Raw genomic sequence first — 17733 nt, 5'->3', positions numbered from 1 at the left:
GCAGGTGTCCCCTCCTTTCCCTTAAAATACGGACATCAATTCAACGATGCTGCTTTTTCCGTTGACCTCTTTCATTTCCATGCCAATGCAGGATGGACAGCCATTGTCACAGCGGCACCGCTCAATGAGCTGAATGGCTGCGCCTGCTATTTCATCGAAGCGAGCTTGTACTTCCTTACTTAAGCCGATTCCGCCAGGGTAATGGTCATATAAAAAGACCGTCGGTTTTCCGGTATGTGCCGCTTTAATTTGTGAAACCACATGAATATCAGAACGGTCACACATCACAAAAGCAGGTACAATGTGCTGAAGAACATTTGCAATGCCTAGAAGCAGCTGTTCAAGAGTTTTCTCTTCAAATCTCCGCTCTGCCTCATGTAATTCAAACCAAGCAGCACTCGTATGAATTTCTTCTTCCGGTAAGTGAATCGGTCCAGATCCGATATTTTCACCGGTACTCAGACGGATTTTTTTAAAAATCGTCGGCATTGCGTTAACGGTCACATCACCGTAGTGAACAGATACAGCTTCCTTCTCTGTCGTCTGATCGATTTCAAGCACCTTAAGTTGGACGGCTAAATTCGCATCTGTATAGTATTCTACATCTACTTGTTTCACATAAGCCTTCAGATGCTCGTAATCTAGCTTTTCCACTTGATACTGAACCCCTTCGTGTAAATAAATGGCTTCATCATGAAGTAGCGTCATCGCACTGAAACGGTCCATCTCGCCAATAATCCGAACATTCGCCACATCTGATTGATCCACAATTACGACATTTTCCTGGCTTGCAGACCGGAGGCTGATGCCATGCGCTGGGAACGATTGATCTGACCAATAATACCGGTTCCCGCTAAAATGGAGAACGCCTTCCTCATGTAAGTATTGCAAAATCTCTTCTACGTCCATGCCGCCAAACTGTTCATCCTCCCGAAACGGAAGCTCATAGGATGCACATTTTAAATGATCCACTAAGATAATGAGGTTTTCAGGGTTAATTCTGGCAGCTTCAGGTGGTCTATTAAAGAAATATTCTGGGTGTCTGACAATATATTGGTCAAGGGGTGAGGAGCTTGCCACCATGATAATGAGTGCTTCCTCATGACGCCTTCCAGCACGGCCTGCCTGCTGCCATGTACTCGCTACACTGCCAGGATACCCGGTCATGATACAGACCTTGAGCTGACCTATGTCCACACCTAATTCTAGTGCGTTCGTACTGACGACACCTAGAATATCTCCTTCTCTCAATCCTTTTTCAATCACGCGCCGCTCTTTTGGTAAATAGCCTCCACGATATCCACGAATTGATTTTGGACCGATTTCTTTTTTCACTAGCTCTTGAATATGACTTAAAATCACTTCTACTCTTACTCTGCTTCTAGCAAAAACAATCGTTTGGATTTTTTCCTTTAAAAAAGTTTTAGCCAGCTGATTGACGACAGTGGCGGCACTTTGTCTAATATTTAGTGGTTTATTCACAACTGGCGGGTTGTAAAACACAAAATTCTTTTTACCGCTAGGTGCCCCGTTTCGCTCAATCAAATGCATCTTGCTTCCCGTTAGCTGCTGCGCAAGCTCTTTTGGATTCGCAATCGTTGCGGACGTACAAATGAAAATCGGATCACTTCCATAAAATGCACAAATTCGTTTTAACCTGCGAATCACATTGGCTACATGACTGCCAAATACGCCTCGATATGTATGAAGCTCGTCTATGACAATATACTTCAAATTCTCAAACAAGCTGACCCATTTCGTATGATGAGGCAAAATGGCTGAATGCAGCATATCCGGGTTTGTGATGACAATATGTCCTGCTTGTCTAACTCGCTGCCGAATGGCGGGTGAGGTATCCCCGTCATATGTTTCACTATGAATCGGAACATCCATCTCGTGGATGATCTCGTTAAGTTCACTCTTTTGGTCTTGTGCGAGCGCTTTTGTTGGGAATAAATAAAGGGAGCGGCTTGTCTGATCTTCTACGATCGACTGAAGGACAGGCAGATTGTAGCAAAGTGTTTTACCTGAAGCTGTTGGTGTGACAGTTACAACATGCTCCTCGTCCATCACACGTTCAAAGGCTTCCTTTTGATGAATGTAGAGTTCACTCACGCCTCGTTTCTCAAGCGCCTTTTTCAGCTTTTCGTTCACTCTTTCAGGCACTGGAGAGGTCTGTGCGGGCTTCGCTTCAATTTCATGCCAATGTTCTACCTGTTCATCTTTTTTTAATTCTTCTATGAGTTCGTTCATTGTTTTCTTTTTCATATCGCATCACCTCTCTTACATAGTGTACCGAATATTTGTTTGCATGACTAGGCGGCAATTTTTTGATGCGCAGCTTATGAGCAAATACTTTGAAGTGTTGTAACAGTATCTATTACACTTCTATAGTGAAATGATTTTATCAAGGAAGAAGATGATGAGAGTGAAAAACGAATTTAAGCCTTTATTTGAACCATTTACGTTTCCAGGAGGTGCGTCTATTAATGGCCGGTTAGTCGTTGCGCCAATGACACACTTCGGTTCTCACGAGGATGGCACCATTTCTAAAGAGGAAATTGATTTCATTACAGCTAGATCTAGTGAGATGGGCATGGTGATCACAGCATGTGCGAACGTGACTCCAGATGGTAAGGCATTTGAAGGACAGCCTTCTATCGCAAGAGATGAAGATATACCTGGTCTGAAAAAACTAGCTTCTGCGATTCAGGCAAAGGGAACAAAAGCCATCATTCAAATTCATCACGGCGGCTCTCAGGCTCTCCCTCACTTAGTTCCAAATGGTGATGTGGTTGCGCCAAGTGATGTATTTAAAGATGGAAATCAGATTGCACGCGCTTTAAAAGAAGAGGAAATTGTCCATATCATTGACTCTTTTAAAGAAGCAGCAAGACGAGCGGTCGAAGCAGGATTTGACGGCGTGGAAATCCACGGTGCAAACGGTTATTTATTACAGCAATTTTACTCTCCGCATAGCAATCAGCGGACAGATCAGTGGGGAGGAAATGAAGAAAAGCGTCTAGCTTTCCCTATCGCTGTTGTGGATGCAGTGAAAGAGGCAATCGAAAGACATGCGACAAAACCGTTTATCTTTGGATATCGATTATCCCCTGAAGAACCAGAAACACCTGGTTTAACGATGACAGAGACGTTTACCTTAGTCGATGTTCTTAAAACTAAAAACCTTGATTATTTGCATATCTCTTTAATGGAGATTGACTCTAAAGCAAGACGCGGTGCAGATACGGATAAGACTCGGATGGAGCTGCTAAAGAATCGCTGCGGCGATACACTTCCGCTCATCGGCGTAGGCAGCGTGATTACAGCCGAAGATGCACTAAATGCCTATAACCAAGGAATTCCGCTTATCGCTGTCGCACGTGAACTGATCGTCGATCTAGATTGGGCAAAGAAGATTAAAGAAGGCAGAGAAAGCGAGATTGAAACTGTCATTAAACGAAGCCAAAAAGATCAGTATTTGATCCCAGAAGGATTGTGGTCTGTTATGGAAGCGAGTCAAGGCTGGGTTCCGATGGAAGATTAATGTCATCAAAAAAACTACCCTCATGCAATTGGGTAGTTTTTTTGTCCTGATTATTTTAATTTAACGGTAAAAAGCTTAGATGTCTGTTTTTCAACAGATCCCTTTGGTTCTTTTTCGAGATGCTCGATCAAGTCACCATTCATAATGACAATCGGTGTCACTGTGCTTGACGCTTTCTCTTCAATCAGTTCTAAATCACACGTAATGAGAGGGTCACCGATCTTCACTTTATCTCCCTCTTTGATGTGCGCTTCAAATCCTTCACCATTTAATCCCACTGTTTCAAGTCCGATATGAATCAGAAGCTCAAGCCCTGAGAGTGTTCGAATGCCAATTGCATGTTTTGTATGGAAGAGCTGGATGATTTCACCCTCTACTGGTGACACAATCGTACCACTTTTTGGTTTCACTGCTACGCCGTCTCCCATCATCTTTTGAGAAAAAACAGGGTCTGGTACATCCGTCATATCCATTAACTCTCCATCAGCTGGAGAATAAATGATTTCTTCCTTTACATCATCTTGGTTTTTCCCGAAACCGAATAATTTTTTCAGCAATGTCAATTGCTCCCTTCAAGCTTTGCTTCTAGATCTATTCCGTGTATGAAACGATACGCTCATACACCTTGCTTCATTCAACACTATTTAATCATAATTTTTTCCTCTCATCAATTGATAACCGCCTGAGTCCTTTCTGCATAGGCTGTAGATGAGAGGTGATTCAAATGGAACATGAAGGCGAAAAGAAACATGAATTGCTGGCAAATGAAGATATTCTCTATGAAGCGATTGAACAATTTTTCGCATCCTCCCCGTTTCATGAGATATTAAATAGTGCGGAGGCGCTCATGACCACATCGCATTCACTTGCATCGATTACGACCGATGTGACAGAGGATGAGCAGTTTGTGTATATCGCAATCCAATTTCCCGACCATTTTGTTGAAGGCGATATCGCGCTAGAAGTAAAAGCCCAATATTTACACTTATCCGTGCAAGAAACAATCAAAACGGATACAACTTCCTCGTATTCGAGCTTTACAAAAACCATTTTAATGCCGGCAAAAATAGATGAAACGAACATGAAAAGCGTGTGGAAAGATCAAACACTTCGTGTAACGGCACCAAAGCAAAGAGCCCAATAGATCCTTCTATTGGGTTTTCACTATGCTTTAAAAATGCTCGTAAATCCTTTCGCTAATGAGCCTACTTGATTCATCGTACTCATCATTTGCCCAGCTGTATCAAACATTTTGTTAAAGTCGAATTGTCCATTCGTTTTTTTGAATTGCGATAGCACACTTTTAAATTGAGATGATTGCTGTTTTTGCGGTCTGGGCAAAGGATAAGGGTTCATAGGCTGCTGCATGTGCATCATGCCTGGTGGCTGCATCTGGGGTTGATTGATCGCTTCGGGCGGCTGATAAGGCGGCCCATTTTCTTGGTATCCATAAGGCGGCTGATAGACAGCAGGTGATGCCTGGCTCATGCCACCTTGATGTGGCGGCATGAAATATTCTGGAGGCTGCGGAGGCTGCTGCTGCATTTCTGGATACGGAAAAGGCCCTTGATTGAATGGATTGAATTCATAAGGCTGCTGGTTTGAATAAGGGATCATATATCTCGCTCCTCTCGCTCTCAACACATAGTCTTGTCACTCATATATTATGATGAAGAACAGAAGATGTGCCTAAAGCAGCCATAAGAAAAACGCAGCGATGTCTTCAGCTGCGCTTGTTAATTTCTTCTATTAAAAGGTTCAGTGTGTAAATCACTGACTCAACTAAATTTTTCACACGGGGTGCATGCTGTTTGCCAAAATAAGATTGCAGGACAACCTCTTTCCCATTTTCTTTGACGGCTTCAAGCTGTTCTTCGTGTAAATATCTAGGTTTCGCCAGATGAATAAACGAGATCGCAGCAGTGAGCCACTCTTCCATTTTCTGATCAAACGTCTCAACGGCTGGCTGAATTTCTGTGTGAAAATCATAAACGGGGTATTCCTCTTCAGCCTTTCCCTTTTGGTACTGCTCATACGCCTCTTCGATCCATATTCTCAGCTCTTGTGTATGTTTAAGTAATGTTTGATTATCCAAAGTGTTCACCTCTATGAACCATCCTATCAAACGTTTACTTATTGCTCAAATAGAAAGCTACCCTGCGTGGTATGCCGGTCTTGCCGCCAGTTGATACTCAGCTGCGTGAATCTTCACTTCACAGTCCTTTACTTCCGATTCAAGCCGGTCTATCATTTGCTCTTGCTCTTCTATGGCTGCACGTGTTGTTTCGTTCACAGCAAGAGACAGCTCTTGTTCCACCGCATCAATTTTTCGCTCGATTTCCTCTAATAACTGCAAAATGGATTCTTTTGATACAAATTCGCTCATCATCAGATTCCTCCTTTATCGTCTCTCGTTACATTCTCTTTTCTTTCACACCCTCCTTCACACATGACAAAACTAGAAGCAAATCGCCAATCTAAGTGTAGATGAGCGCTATTTCTTCCTTTTCGACATATGCTTGTCCTTCTTTGTATGATTGCGTCCGATTGTGTAAATTCTAAGGACAAAGGAGGTAGATTTCATGAAAAAGCAGCAAAAACCAAAAGGGAAAGAAAACAGTACAGATCAGCTTGATAAAAAGCTCGGCGGTCCTAATCGACCATCCACGTAAAAAAAGCAGGTACCCCCTGCTTTTTATTTATGCAAAAAATAGTGCTCTAATGAGAAAAGAAAACGAAGCTGTCTTTTTTTATGAAAATACCAGTCGGTCAGCTCAATTTGTTTTGGCAGCGTCTCTGCATCAAACAAAGATGGGCTCAATTTCTTTTGAAACCAATCTTCTCTTTGATCGTCTAATGAATGTGTCATCACTGGATAAACAGTTCGAAGAAAAGGTGTTGACCTCCTAGCGATCCCTAAAAACGGCTCAAAATCAAACCGTGATCCGGTATGCGGAACAGTATGCAAAAAATGATAAAAATCCGAAAATAAATCGGCCCGAAATAATAGTTTCGCTAGTTTTTTCCCTAATGTAATACGCTCCTTTACGTGGGAAAACTTCCGTATGGTTAACCCGTACAAATGCCCGTCCACCGTTGGAAAAACAACGGTTTGAAAATGTCCCCACTCGCTGAACAGATATTGAATCGAGTGAAAAACATTCTTTTTCAGAAGAGGATTTTGTATAATAGGAGATTGTATAGTATATTGTTCATTTATGATGAGTGCATAAAGCAGGCGCTCTGTGTCACGCTTTAACCAAAATCGCTCCCACTCAGTGCTCATAAAACGAGATACAGAAAAATACGGAAGCAGATGAAACAAGGGTTTGCCGCACCGCTTAGACCATTCATACAAAAGAAGCTGAGGGTAAGCATCCGCAAAGATCAGCCAATTCGCTCTTTCATATGCTGTGAAAAAAAGGTGCCCCTCTTGATCTGTTAAACCTGGATGGAAGAGCTCGCCCTTTAGATCCGTCATAGACCATCCAGCATTTCTCGAGACAAAGGAAGCAAGCAGCGACCATTTCATCTCTGGATGACGGTCATAAAAGCGCTTGTAAGCATTTGTCCTCGTCAGGTTGTCTTTATTTTTCACTTTCGTTTCACGCAATATATGCTGAGTGATGATGTGCTCTTTTTGTGACAACATAGGTATCTCTCCAATACAAAATGCATTAAAAGGAGGCTGAAACTTGATGATTCGGTATCCAAACGGAAAATCGTATCAGCCCATTCAACCAATTGGGACAAAAAAAAGAATCAGCGGCGAATCCTCTTATAGTAACCGCGGGATGACGCTTGAGGCTGACTTAAATGAAACCAACCAGTACTATTTGGTAAACGGGATCGCAGTCATTCATAAAAAGCCTACCCCCGTTCAAATTGTGAATGTGGATTATCCAAAAAGAAGCGCTGCTGTGATCAAAGAAGCCTACTTTAAACAATCATCCACAACAGACTATAATGGAGTGTACAAAGGGCGCTATATCGATTTTGAAGCAAAGGAAACCAAAAGCGCCACCTCGTTTCCGCTCAAAAATTTCCACGACCATCAAATTGAGCATATGAAACAGGTTGAAAAGCAAGGCGGTATTTGTTTCGTTATTATATCCGCATTTGGCTCCGTTTATTATTTGCCCGCTTCAGATCTCTTTTTCTTTTGGGAGCGGCAGAAGCTAAACGGCCGAAAATCCATTAGTAAAGACGAATTAGTGGAAGCAGGCCACTTAATGACACTTGGATATTCGCCAAGAATTGATTATATTAAAGTAGTGGAGACACTTCATTTTTCGGATGAAAGTGAGTAACAATGACGTTCGAAAAAGGTTTAACACGAAAGGTTGAGATGTGATGTCTGATCAATTTACAAGTCGTGAACAGCGACGTAAAGCAAGTCAAGAAAACAATAAGAAGCAAAAGAACAAAAAAGGCAAAAAGAAAGCAGGTCTATTTAAAAAAATATTTTTATCTTTACTCGTGATCGGTCTCCTATGTGTAGTGGCCGGAATCACAACTTTTGCCGTTTTTGCATCAAGCGCTCCTTCAATTGATGATAGTAAGCTCAAAACACCGTATTCTTCAAAGCTTTATGACATAGACAAGAAAGTGTTTGCAGAAGTCGGTGCGGAAAAAAGAACGTATGTCTCGATTAAAGATATACCTGATGTGGTAAAAGAAGCATTTATTGCAACGGAAGATGCACGTTTTTATAAACACCACGGGATTGACCCAATCCGTATTGGCGGTGCCCTTGTCGCAAACGTCGAGGACGGTTTTGGAGCTGAAGGTGGAAGTACAATTACACAGCAAGTTGTGAAAAACACTCTACTTAACAATCAAAAAACGTTAAAACGTAAAGTACAGGAAGTATGGCTCTCGATTCAGCTTGAGCAAAAGTACTCTAAAGATGAAATTTTAGAAATGTATTTAAACCGTATTTTCTTCTCGCCTTATGCCTATGGTGTTGGGAAAGCGGCTGAACAATTTTTCGGCGTGACAGATTTAAATAAACTAACTGTTGCACAGGCTGCCACACTTGCTGGTATGCCGCAGAGCCCTTCTGCTTATAACCCAGTGAAAAATCCTGAGGCAGCGGAAAAACGCCGTAATATCGTATTAGGACTCATGAAAAAACAAGGCTATATTTCAGAGAAAGACTATGAAGTTGCAAAAGCAACCCCTGTCAAAAAGACCGTAGTCCCTGCTGATAAATATAAGAGCCAGAACTCAAGTAAGTATTCTGCTTACATTGAAGAAGTCATGGAAGAAGTACAGAAAAAAGCCAAAGTGGATGTATCAACAGATGGACTAAAAATCTATACATCACTTGATCGAAAAGCTCAGGATCACTTAGATGATATTATCAATGGGGATTCAGTTGGTTTTACGAAAGGTATGCAGGCGGGTGTCACCCTGCTTGATACGAAAAATGGTGAAATCCGAGCTATTGGCGGTGGACGTGATGTACCAGCTGGCGGCTTTAACTATGCGACAGATGCAAAACGTCAGCCAGGTTCAACGATAAAACCAATTTTAGATTACGGTCCTGTCATTGAAAACAAAAAATGGTCAACGTATCAGCAAATTGATGATGCGCCATATACGTACTCAAACGGTACACCGATTAATAACTTTGACAGAAGACATTTAGGGAAAATGTCGATGAGAAGTGCTTTGGCACAATCAAGAAACATCCCTGCCCTAAAGGCTTTCCAAGAAGCTGGCACAGACAATGCCGTTAAATTCGCTAATAACTTAGGTATGGACTTACCGTCTGACATTCCAGAGTCTTACTCAATCGGTGGATTTGACGATGGTGTCTCCTCCCTGAAGATGGCTGGAGCCTTTAGTGCATTCGGTAATAACGGATACTATAATGAACCGCATGCTGTCACATCTGTTGAATTTAATGACGGTACAAAGCTTGACCTTACGCCAGATTCCAAAGCGGCTATGAGTGATTACACAGCATTTATGGTCACAGATATGCTAAAAACTGCTGTCCAATCTGGAACTGGGACACTTGCACAAGTACCGAACGTTCAAGTAGCTGGTAAAACAGGTACAACGAACTTTACACAAGATGATATCAATAAATACAATATACCTTCTGGCGGTGCGAAAGATTCGTGGTTTGTTGGTTATACGCCGCAATATACAGCAGCCGTTTGGACTGGGATCGGTAACTCAAAAGATGCGGACGGCAAAATGTGGCTCACAGATTATGAGCAGCGTGTTGCCAAAATCGTCTTCCAGCGATTAATTTCTCAAATTGATGATGGAAGCGGCTCATTTGAAAAACCAGACAGTGTCGTTGAAGCTACGGTTGAAAAAGGATCGGATCCAGCGAAATTAGCCGGACCAAATACACCGAGCGATAAAAAGACAACAGAATACTTTGTAAAAGGAACGGTTCCGACAAAAGTGTCTGACACATATGAGAAAAAAGAAGCAGATAAGCCTTCTGACTTAAAAGCAGTGTATGATGAAGAGAAAAAATCCATCACACTGACTTGGGGCTATGATGACGACGCAGATGCTACATTTAATGTAAAACAAGCGGTTGATAACGGCGGCTATAAAGAGATTCAAAACAGTTCTGCTAAAGAAGCGGTTATCTCTGATGTGAAGCCTGGCTCTACTTATAAATTCCAAGTGACAGCCACTGTTGAGGATGTTACAAGTAAAACAGCTTCTACTTTCCTCACCATCAAGGATGATGAAGATGAGGAAGAAAAAGCAGATGATGAGAACAAAGAAGAAGAAGAACCTCAGCAGCCTGACGACGAGCAGACAGACCAGACTGACGATAACAAAAATCAACCCCCAGGCACTGATGAGCAAAAGCCAGATGATCAAAAAGATCAAGACAAAGATAAGGATCAGGATCAAGGCGGAAATACGGAAAACGGAAATAATGGTTCTTCCGATAATGGCTCAGACAGTACAAATGGGAACGGCAACTCACAAACTGACAATAAAGATAAAAAGAAAGATGATGCGAAAACCAGCTCTCAAAGCTCAAATTCGCAATCAACTTCTCCTAATCGAAAAGAAAATGAATAATGAAAAGCACTTGCCTATATGGCAAGTGCTTTTTTTAACGGTTTTGTCTAATCTTTTTAAGTGCTTCATATTTTCCATACTGCTTTTTTAGTTCTGTGTATAACTCGTCTAGTTGAATAAAGCAGTGATATTGAGTCGGTTTTAGCAAAATGAACTCTAAACGTTCTGTCCAATTAATAGGAGCAACAGGAAATGTCTCTTGCTTAATATGTTCCCAATCAAGCGTTTGAAGTCTCTCCCCTTTGATCCAGTAAAACACGGCAATCATACTGACAATCCCTTGCAGCATATCCTCTTCTTCACACCGTGACTTTCTTGTTTGAAAACGAGGAAGCATTTTTTCTTTTAATTCATTCCACAGTTCGAACATCACAGGAACAAATTCTTCTGTTTTCTGCCATGGAAGTTCATCTGTTAAAAGTTCTGATGATAGATCATATGCGAGTGGATGCTCTCTAAGGATGTTTACTCGATCGCCTTTCATCTCTACCTTTTTCTCTTTTAATTTTTCGACATATGCGGAAAAAACAACTGCCCCGCTCATGCCAGCTTCACCAATCCTTTTTTCAGCCTTTTCTGCCCTTCTCTACACATATCAAGAAGCGGACAAGATTCGCACTGCGGACGCTGCGCCTTGCAGTGATATCTACCAAAAAAGATTAGGCGGTGATGCGTCACAGACCAATCTTCTTCTGGCACTTTTTTCATTAAAGTTTGTTCTACTTCCAGAACTGAATCCTTCCAGCGGCAGATTCCAAGTCGCTTGCTGACACGTTCCACATGTGTATCCACTGCAATTGCCGGCACCCCAAAAGCGACCGAAACGACGACATTTGCTGTTTTCCGGCCCACCCCAGGAAGCTTCACAAGTTCGTCCCGATCTTTTGGCACCTCGCCGCCATATTCTTCAATCAGCATTTTGCTCAACTTTTGAATGTTTTTGGCTTTATTTCGATAAAGGCCAATCGAACGAATATCTTGCTGCAATTCTTCAAGCGGTACACTTAAATAGTCTTCTGGTGTTTTATATTTTTGAAATAACGTTTTGGTCACTTTGTTGACAAGCACGTCTGTACACTGCGCAGAAAGTGCTACAGCGATCACAAGTTCAAATGGATTGGAATGAACAAGCTCACACTCAGCTTCTGGAAACATATCTCCTATAATATCTAAACATTCATTGATTTGTTTTTTTGATAACATGACTTCTCCTTTATTGGTTATTGTTCCAGCCAATTATAAAAAGGAACTTGTCGCTTATATGTTGACGTCTCTTCTTTTGAAGGTGGCGCTTTTTGCTGAGAACGGAAATGCTGGCTATGCTCTTTTGCTTCTTCCGCTGTTTTCAGCCCTTTCTTTTTCCACTCAAACAGAATTCGGTCGATATAACGGAAATTTAATTTTCCTGATAAAACCGCTTCTCTTAATGCTAGGCGGATCATTTCAGCATCATGATGGTCTTGATCCATCCAAATCGAGAGTGTTTCTCCTTCAAGAGGGGACAGTGGTCTGCCAAATTCATCTTCAAATAAAGCATATAAAGACTTTTCAGCCTGTACATGAAGTTTTTGACCTTCCTTCGCTTGTTTTGCCTCTAGAAAGTCATACAGCACGCCCCATAAAGGCTCAACTGAGTAACGGTCATGCTGAATACCAGACCCGTCTTCAAACGGCTGAATCGAAATAAATCCTTTTTGAATTAAATGCTGAACCATATACGCACACTCTTCAGCTGAAATGGTCATGCCATGGGATAGCTCTTCAAATGTTTGAAAGAACACACCTTGTTCTTCATTCATTTTAATCTTAAGCATCACCATCATTTGTGATTCATTCAGTCCTAACTGCTCATAATGAGCAATCAGCAAATTAGGCAAACTAGTCGAGCCCATTTGCTGCATATTAATAAATTGCTGCCTATTCATCGGATACACCTCTTCACTTTAAGTATATCACGTTTTATTTCACGTGCCCCTTCAATAAACGTTTGAAAAAGCCTCCATATGTTGGAGGCTTTCACGACTTAAGGATATAAACGGTTTAATAATCTTGGGAAAGGAATGGTTTCACGCACATGCGGCGCTCCACTAATCCAAGCAACTGTACGTTCAAGTCCAAGACCAAAACCTGAATGCGGTACAGAACCATATTGTCTTAATTCTGTGTACCATTTATAAGTTTCTTGATCTAGGCCATGTTCTTTCAATCTTGCTTCAAGCAGCTCTAGATCATGGACACGCTCAGAACCGCCAATGATCTCTCCGTAGCCTTCTGGTGCAATCAAGTCTGCACAAAGAACGACATCATCACGATCTGGTGCAGGCTGCATGTAAAATGGTTTTAATGATGTTGGATAATGAGTGATAAACACCGGTTTATCGTAGCTTTCAGCGATCGCTGTTTCGTGAGGCGCGCCGAAGTCATCTCCCCATTCAATATCGTCAAATCCTTTTTCTTGCAAGAATTTAATTGCTTCATCGTAAGTGATGCGCGGGAATGGTGCTTTGATATTTTCTAATTTTGCTGTATCACGGCCAAGTGTATGCAGTTCCACTTTACAGTTTTCAAGTACACTTTGAACCACATGAGTCACATAATTTTCTTGATACTCAAGATTTTCATTAAATTCGACAAAAGCCATCTCAGGCTCGATCATCCAAAACTCAATTAAATGACGTTTTGTTTTAGATTTTTCAGCTCTAAATGTTGGACCGAATGAGAATACTTTTCCGAGTGCCATTGCCGCAGCTTCCATGTAAAGCTGTCCACTTTGAGAAAGGTACGCATCTTCATCAAAATATTTCGTTGCAAACAGCTCCGTTGTACCCTCAGGTGCACTTCCAGTTAAAATTGGCGGGTCTACTTTCACGAAGCCTTCTTGATGGAAGAATTCATATGTAGCACGAATGATTTCATTACGAATTTTCATAATAGCATGCTGCTTTTTAGAACGAAGCCATAAATGACGGTGATCCATTAAGAATTCTGTTCCATGCTCTTTTGGTGTAATCGGGTAGTCAGTTGCTTCGTGAATCACTTCAATGGATTTCACTTGCAATTCAAAACCAAGAGGTGAACGCTCGTCTTTTGTTACTTGTCCTGTCACATAGACAGATGTTTCTTGAGTAACTGATTTCGCAAGCTTAAAGACTTCCTCTTCCACTTCTGCTTTTACTACGACTCCTTGAATAAAGCCTGTCCCGTCACGCAGCTGCAAGAATGCAATTTTACCGCTTGAACGTTTATTGGCAATCCATGCGCCGATGGTTACATCTTCATCGACATGTTTGAACACTTGATTAATCGTTGTTTTCAACATAATTCCCTCCAAAGCCAGAAAGAAGCTCACCTTTTCGATAGGTGTGATTCTTTTTTCATACATTTTATTATAACCGTTCTAAATCAGCATGGTCAACGCAAGACAGGAGAAACTACGGCGTTACATTTTTTTCCACGTGTCCTGTCGAGAAATCGACATAGCTAAAGCTGTATTGATTGTTTTCATTTAAGTACGTCACTTCCCAAAGGAGTACGTCATCTTCTCTTGCTAATTGAACGTCCTTTAGCTTAGAGACCGTGTTCTCCTTTTGAACGGCTTGTACTGCTTGATTTGAGCTAATGCCTTCTTTTGCTTTTTTTGCGATCACTTTTTCTTTTTTGCTGGCAGGTACCCAAACATAGGTTGTTTCGTTTTGTTTGTTTTTCCCTTCAACAATAAATTGTTTTTCTTTTCCAACAAAAGTTTCTACTTGCTCCACTTGTACGATGTTTGCTTGTTTTTTTGCTCGTTCAATCGCCGCCTCATGACCTTGTTCTTTTTGTCCCATGGCAATCTGATAAATCCACGTAAAGCTGATGATACCAATGAGCAAAACGAGAGCCGCAATGGATGAGATGATCCAGACTATTTTTTTCATGTCAAGCTTCCCCTATGTGCGATATATTGTAAATATCGCTTGATTTTGATCTTCTTGATCTAATGCCAATCCAAACATGAGATCTTCTCTTTTAAGCGTTCTGTTCAATAAGTCAACAATTTTATACAGGTCTTCTGAATGCTTAATGTGAACAGTTGAAAGTACCTCTATTTTACTTTCCACTTCTAATTCCTCCTCGGTACGTAAATATTGTTAGTCATACTTTTCGGCACGGGAACCGATACTATTTTTACAACGGAACACAAAAAGCCGTTACGATAAATTAACTCCAAACCCACACCAGCTAAAGGCCGCTTATGACAGCGGCTTTTCGTTTTTGAGTTTCTCTATATACGCCTCAAGTGATTCTTTTGACATCTCGTGGACTGGCGCATGAGGGAGTGATTCTAAAAATAGCTTTCCATATGACGCGGTTTTCACTCGGCGGTCTAAAATGAGCAATGTCCCTATGTCCTTTTCAGAGCGCAGCAAGCGTCCTGCACCTTGTTTAAAGGTTAACACAGCTTCTGGGAGAGCAACGGCTTTAAACGGGTTCTTCCCCTGTTTTTTAGCGGCATCACATTTTGCTTCAATGAGCGGTGAATCAGGCGGCCGAAACGGAAGACGTGCCATAATAACTGTTGTCAGCTCTGATCCAGGAAAATCGACACCTTCCCAAAAACTACCCGTACCAAGTAAAATTGCATGTTTTGCTAATTTGAACATCTTCGTTAATTTAACAGGACTACCGCCCGTCAGACCTTGGGCAAAAAGGGCGGCTTGCATCCCTTCTGTTTTCAGTTCATCATACACTGCTTTTAACATCTCATGTGAATTAAACAACACCAATATTTTAGCTTGTTGCTGCTTTTCCATTATCTTAATGTACCGTACTGCTTGCTTTACATAGTCACGCTCATCACGGTTCGTAATCGGCGGCATATCAGCTGGTACAATCACCTTGAGCTGTTTTTCAAGTTCAAACGGTGACTCAATCTGTACAAGATGCGGATAAAAATCCTGCAGACCAAATCGTTCTAAGCAATAATCAAAACGACCATTAATTGTGAGTGTCCCTGATGTGAGGACAACACTTTTTTTGTTCATAAAAAATCGATCCGCTAAAAGCTCGCCGGTATCTAACGGCTGTGCATGCATAAAGACAGCATTTTTGGCACCCTTTGCATCGATCTCAATCCAAACCGTTTCATCGTTTTTCGGTTCAAAAATGAACCGGTACAGCGTACTGCAAAATGTATGCATAAACGACATCACTTGATCGTATTCCTCTGCTTCAAACGCAAAGTGTTCTGTCAGCTGATCACTTTTTTGAACAAGCTCGCTTTTTTGCTGTTCATACAGCTTTTCACAAGCAATTAACAAGGAACAAAGCTTACTTGCCGTCTCTTTAATCCGTTTCCACTGCGCATGCTTCGACTGATGACGTACTCTATGAATGAGACGATTGATGTCTGCTTTTGGTTTTGTCCTTTTCACAAAAGAATGAACGGTACTAAAGAAGGCGTCACTTTCCATTTGAAGCTGCTGAAGATACTCATCCATTTCGATAAAGGTGTCAGTTCGTAAGCCGGCACCGTGAAATCTCTTTTTCAGCTTCTTTAACAGACCGCCCTGTAATGAGCCAAGCTGTGTTAATTTCGCATGAAGCTGGATATACGACGCACTATCCCCTAGCGTTTCATTGGCTGTTTTCTCAAATTGGTGAGCCTCGTCAATCACATATACGTCTGCATGCTGAAAGATAGATGATGCTTCCGTTTGTGATAAGAGCAAGCGATGATTCGTTAAAATTAAATCAGCTGTTTTCGCCCTTCTTTTTGCACGCTCATAAAAGCAATATTCCTTAAAGCGGCGCTTTTTCGATGTAAATGGCATGTGCACACACGATATCCGGTCTCTTATATTGGCAGCTCCTGAAGGTAAATTTAGTTCAGATAAATCACCCGTTTCTGTCACAAGGAGCCACATTAATATTTGCGCCTTCGTTAAGACCACATCATAGTTATCATCTTCCTCATGCAGCACATGCTCAAACTTATCTAAGCAAATATAATGCGCCCGGCCTTTGAATACACAGGCTGCTGGCTCAAACGGAAGCAATTGATTTAAAATCGGCACATCACGCTGAAGCATTTGCTGCTGCAAAAGAATGGAATATGTACTAATAATGACAGGTTTTCCTGATTTTTTTGCTTCTAATGCGGCTGGTATGAGGTATGCCAGCGTTTTTCCAATACCTGGTGCCGCTTCAATTAAAGCATAAGCTCTTTCATGAAACACATCTCTTACTTTATTCATCATCTTGAGCTGGCCTTCTCTTACTTCATAGCCTTCCACCGTTTGGGGAAGCTTCTTTTTTATCTCCTCAAACAGCTGTTCATCGTCTTCCCCTACTGAATCTGTCGTATCCTTTTCAGAATTGGTGACATCTTTAACAGCAAAAGAGCCTACTTCTACCAAAGAATCTTCACGGCTGGCATCACTCATTTCAAGCTGCTGGATTAAAAATCCAATATCACTTAAGAGATAAGAGGATAATCTGCGCAGCTGCTTAAGCACATTTGACGGTGTATGTGTTAATTGATGGAGTAAGGTTAAAAATAACATGGCAGTAACTTCCGCATCACTATCCGCCCTGTGCGGATGGTCATGTGGAAGCATGAGCTCTTCACTTAATTCAGTGAGCTTATAGCCTTCAAGCTCTGGATAAAGAATTCTAGAAATTTCAACTGTATCAATCGCTAGCACATCCAGCTCATTTTTCCCGCATGCTTTTAGTTCATCATTTAAAAAGTTCAAGTCAAAATGAACATTGTGCGCAACAAAATAAGCGCCTTGAATGAGATCATACACCTCTTGGGCAATGTCCTCAAAAAACACTGCATCGTCTACCATATGCTGCTGAATGCCTGTCAGCTGTTCAATAAATCCAGGGATCGTTTTTCCCGGGTTCACATATTTTGAATACCGTTCGACAATTTGTCCATTTTCAATGACCACCGCAGCAATTTGAATGATTTTATCACCCTTCTTAGGTGAATTTCCGGTGGTTTCAATATCAACGACAACAAACCTTTGATCGGCCATAAAATGGACACCTCAATTCCTCGTTCCACTCAAAGTGAAACACGCTCTGGGCAAAAATAGCTGAAACAGAACAGCTTCTTTGCTTAAACTGTT

Annotated in this window: 18 protein-coding genes; 5 read left to right on the top strand and 13 right to left on the bottom strand. The window is 41.5% G+C overall.

Going from position 1 to position 17733, the window contains the following annotated elements:
- Positions 1–21 precede the first annotated feature (21 nt).
- The gene (locus tag ACQYAC_RS06105; protein WP_061408318.1) at positions 22–2268 is read right to left on the bottom strand and encodes a DEAD/DEAH box helicase; all 2247 of its coding nucleotides are present in this window, start codon (positions 2266–2268) and stop codon (positions 22–24) included.
- A 160-nt stretch (positions 2269–2428) separates the two neighbouring features.
- Here ACQYAC_RS06105 and ACQYAC_RS06100 point away from each other — a divergent pair, with 160 nt between their 5' ends.
- Entirely contained in the window at positions 2429–3547 is a 1119-nt protein-coding gene (locus tag ACQYAC_RS06100; RefSeq protein ID WP_429942944.1) for an NADH-dependent flavin oxidoreductase, read from the top strand.
- 50 nt (positions 3548–3597) lie between these two features.
- Here ACQYAC_RS06100 and ACQYAC_RS06095 read toward each other — a convergent pair whose 3' ends face one another.
- Positions 3598–4104: a PTS sugar transporter subunit IIA gene (locus ACQYAC_RS06095; RefSeq protein WP_144462821.1), complete on the bottom strand. Its 507-nt coding sequence runs from the start codon at positions 4102–4104 to the stop codon at positions 3598–3600.
- Between the two features lie 167 nt (positions 4105–4271).
- On the opposite strand from ACQYAC_RS06095, the gene ACQYAC_RS06090 reads away from it, so the two are divergent.
- A complete protein-coding gene (locus ACQYAC_RS06090) occupies positions 4272–4691 on the top strand; it encodes an Hsp20/alpha crystallin family protein (protein ID WP_003215994.1) in 420 nt (139 codons plus the stop codon).
- 20 nt (positions 4692–4711) lie between these two features.
- Here the strand turns inward: ACQYAC_RS06090 and ACQYAC_RS06085 are convergent, their stop codons facing one another.
- The 3 genes from ACQYAC_RS06085 to ACQYAC_RS06075 form a co-directional block, all read right to left on the bottom strand.
- Complete coding sequence (locus tag ACQYAC_RS06085) at positions 4712–5164, bottom strand: YppG family protein (RefSeq protein WP_429942917.1); 453 nt, start codon at positions 5162–5164, stop codon at positions 4712–4714.
- Between the two features lie 106 nt (positions 5165–5270).
- Positions 5271–5642 carry a YppE family protein gene (locus ACQYAC_RS06080; RefSeq protein ID WP_169057111.1) on the bottom strand — a complete coding sequence of 124 codons (372 nt, stop codon included), beginning with the start codon at positions 5640–5642 and terminating at the stop codon, positions 5271–5273.
- Between the two features lie 57 nt (positions 5643–5699).
- Entirely contained in the window at positions 5700–5933 is a 234-nt protein-coding gene (locus ACQYAC_RS06075; protein ID WP_257474628.1) for a YppD family protein, read from the bottom strand.
- Positions 5934–6129: 196 nt separating this feature from the next.
- Here ACQYAC_RS06075 and sspM point away from each other — a divergent pair, with 196 nt between their 5' ends.
- The gene (gene sspM, locus ACQYAC_RS06070) at positions 6130–6219 is read left to right on the top strand and encodes an acid-soluble spore protein SspM (RefSeq protein ID WP_429942916.1); all 90 of its coding nucleotides are present in this window, start codon (positions 6130–6132) and stop codon (positions 6217–6219) included.
- A gap of 23 nt (positions 6220–6242) precedes the next feature.
- Here sspM and ACQYAC_RS06065 read toward each other — a convergent pair whose 3' ends face one another.
- Positions 6243–7199, bottom strand: coding sequence for a DUF2515 domain-containing protein (locus ACQYAC_RS06065; RefSeq protein ID WP_144462819.1), 957 nt, complete (start codon positions 7197–7199; stop codon positions 6243–6245).
- Positions 7200–7245: 46 nt separating this feature from the next.
- Here ACQYAC_RS06065 and recU point away from each other — a divergent pair, with 46 nt between their 5' ends.
- Both recU and ACQYAC_RS06055 read left to right on the top strand, forming a co-directional pair.
- Positions 7246–7857, top strand: a complete 612-nt coding sequence (gene recU, locus ACQYAC_RS06060; RefSeq protein ID WP_169057213.1) for a Holliday junction resolvase RecU — start codon at positions 7246–7248, stop codon at positions 7855–7857.
- Between the two features lie 43 nt (positions 7858–7900).
- A complete protein-coding gene (locus ACQYAC_RS06055; RefSeq protein ID WP_429942915.1) occupies positions 7901–10615 on the top strand; it encodes a PBP1A family penicillin-binding protein in 2715 nt (904 codons plus the stop codon).
- 34 nt (positions 10616–10649) lie between these two features.
- Here ACQYAC_RS06055 and ACQYAC_RS06050 read toward each other — a convergent pair whose 3' ends face one another.
- The 7 genes from ACQYAC_RS06050 to dinG all read right to left on the bottom strand — a co-directional run bounded on the left by ACQYAC_RS06050 (position 10650) and on the right by dinG (position 17640).
- Positions 10650–11159, bottom strand: a complete 510-nt coding sequence (locus tag ACQYAC_RS06050) for a YpoC family protein (protein ID WP_429942914.1) — start codon at positions 11157–11159, stop codon at positions 10650–10652.
- The gene (gene nth / locus ACQYAC_RS06045; RefSeq protein ID WP_012010351.1) at positions 11156–11818 is read right to left on the bottom strand and encodes an endonuclease III; all 663 of its coding nucleotides are present in this window, start codon (positions 11816–11818) and stop codon (positions 11156–11158) included. The genes ACQYAC_RS06050 and nth overlap by 4 nt, the downstream gene beginning before the upstream one ends.
- A gap of 17 nt (positions 11819–11835) precedes the next feature.
- Entirely contained in the window at positions 11836–12540 is a 705-nt protein-coding gene (locus ACQYAC_RS06040) for a DnaD domain-containing protein (RefSeq protein WP_034661036.1), read from the bottom strand.
- Positions 12541–12638: 98 nt separating this feature from the next.
- Positions 12639–13931 (bottom strand): asparagine--tRNA ligase, encoded by a 1293-nt coding sequence (gene asnS, locus ACQYAC_RS06035; protein WP_088001079.1) that lies wholly within the window; start codon positions 13929–13931, stop codon positions 12639–12641.
- 115 nt (positions 13932–14046) lie between these two features.
- Positions 14047–14532 (bottom strand): cell wall elongation/penicillin-binding protein regulator TseB, encoded by a 486-nt coding sequence (gene tseB / locus ACQYAC_RS06030; protein WP_429942913.1) that lies wholly within the window; start codon positions 14530–14532, stop codon positions 14047–14049.
- 12 nt (positions 14533–14544) lie between these two features.
- Positions 14545–14715 (bottom strand): YpmA family protein, encoded by a 171-nt coding sequence (locus ACQYAC_RS06025; protein ID WP_003215469.1) that lies wholly within the window; start codon positions 14713–14715, stop codon positions 14545–14547.
- A gap of 132 nt (positions 14716–14847) precedes the next feature.
- A complete protein-coding gene (gene dinG, locus ACQYAC_RS06020) occupies positions 14848–17640 on the bottom strand; it encodes an ATP-dependent DNA helicase DinG (protein ID WP_429942912.1) in 2793 nt (930 codons plus the stop codon).
- Positions 17641–17733: the final 93 nt, after the last annotated feature.

Source organism: Bacillus sp. MM09(2025) (assembly GCF_050496725.1).
In the GTDB taxonomy this organism is placed as follows: domain Bacteria; phylum Bacillota; class Bacilli; order Bacillales; family Bacillaceae; genus Bacillus; species Bacillus pumilus.
Note: the sequence above shows the minus strand (reverse complement) of the source record. Positions and strands in the feature narration are given on the sequence as shown.

Coding starts and splice junctions, on each gene's coding strand:
- ACQYAC_RS06105 (WP_061408318.1), bottom strand. CDS start 2,268: ATGAAAAAGAAAACAATGAACGAACTCATAGAAGAATTAAAAAAAGAT.
- ACQYAC_RS06090 (WP_003215994.1), top strand. CDS start 4,272: ATGGAACATGAAGGCGAAAAGAAACATGAATTGCTGGCAAATGAAGAT.
- ACQYAC_RS06085 (WP_429942917.1), bottom strand. CDS start 5,164: ATGATCCCTTATTCAAACCAGCAGCCTTATGAATTCAATCCATTCAAT.
- ACQYAC_RS06075 (WP_257474628.1), bottom strand. CDS start 5,933: ATGAGCGAATTTGTATCAAAAGAATCCATTTTGCAGTTATTAGAGGAA.
- sspM (WP_429942916.1), top strand. CDS start 6,130: ATGAAAAAGCAGCAAAAACCAAAAGGGAAAGAAAACAGTACAGATCAG.
- ACQYAC_RS06065 (WP_144462819.1), bottom strand. CDS start 7,199: ATGTTGTCACAAAAAGAGCACATCATCACTCAGCATATATTGCGTGAA.
- recU (WP_169057213.1), top strand. CDS start 7,246: ATGATTCGGTATCCAAACGGAAAATCGTATCAGCCCATTCAACCAATT.
- ACQYAC_RS06055 (WP_429942915.1), top strand. CDS start 7,901: ATGTCTGATCAATTTACAAGTCGTGAACAGCGACGTAAAGCAAGTCAA.
- ACQYAC_RS06050 (WP_429942914.1), bottom strand. CDS start 11,159: ATGAGCGGGGCAGTTGTTTTTTCCGCATATGTCGAAAAATTAAAAGAG.
- nth (WP_012010351.1), bottom strand. CDS start 11,818: ATGTTATCAAAAAAACAAATCAATGAATGTTTAGATATTATAGGAGAT.
- ACQYAC_RS06040 (WP_034661036.1), bottom strand. CDS start 12,540: ATGAATAGGCAGCAATTTATTAATATGCAGCAAATGGGCTCGACTAGT.
- tseB (WP_429942913.1), bottom strand. CDS start 14,532: ATGAAAAAAATAGTCTGGATCATCTCATCCATTGCGGCTCTCGTTTTG.
- dinG (WP_429942912.1), bottom strand. CDS start 17,640: ATGGCCGATCAAAGGTTTGTTGTCGTTGATATTGAAACCACCGGAAAT.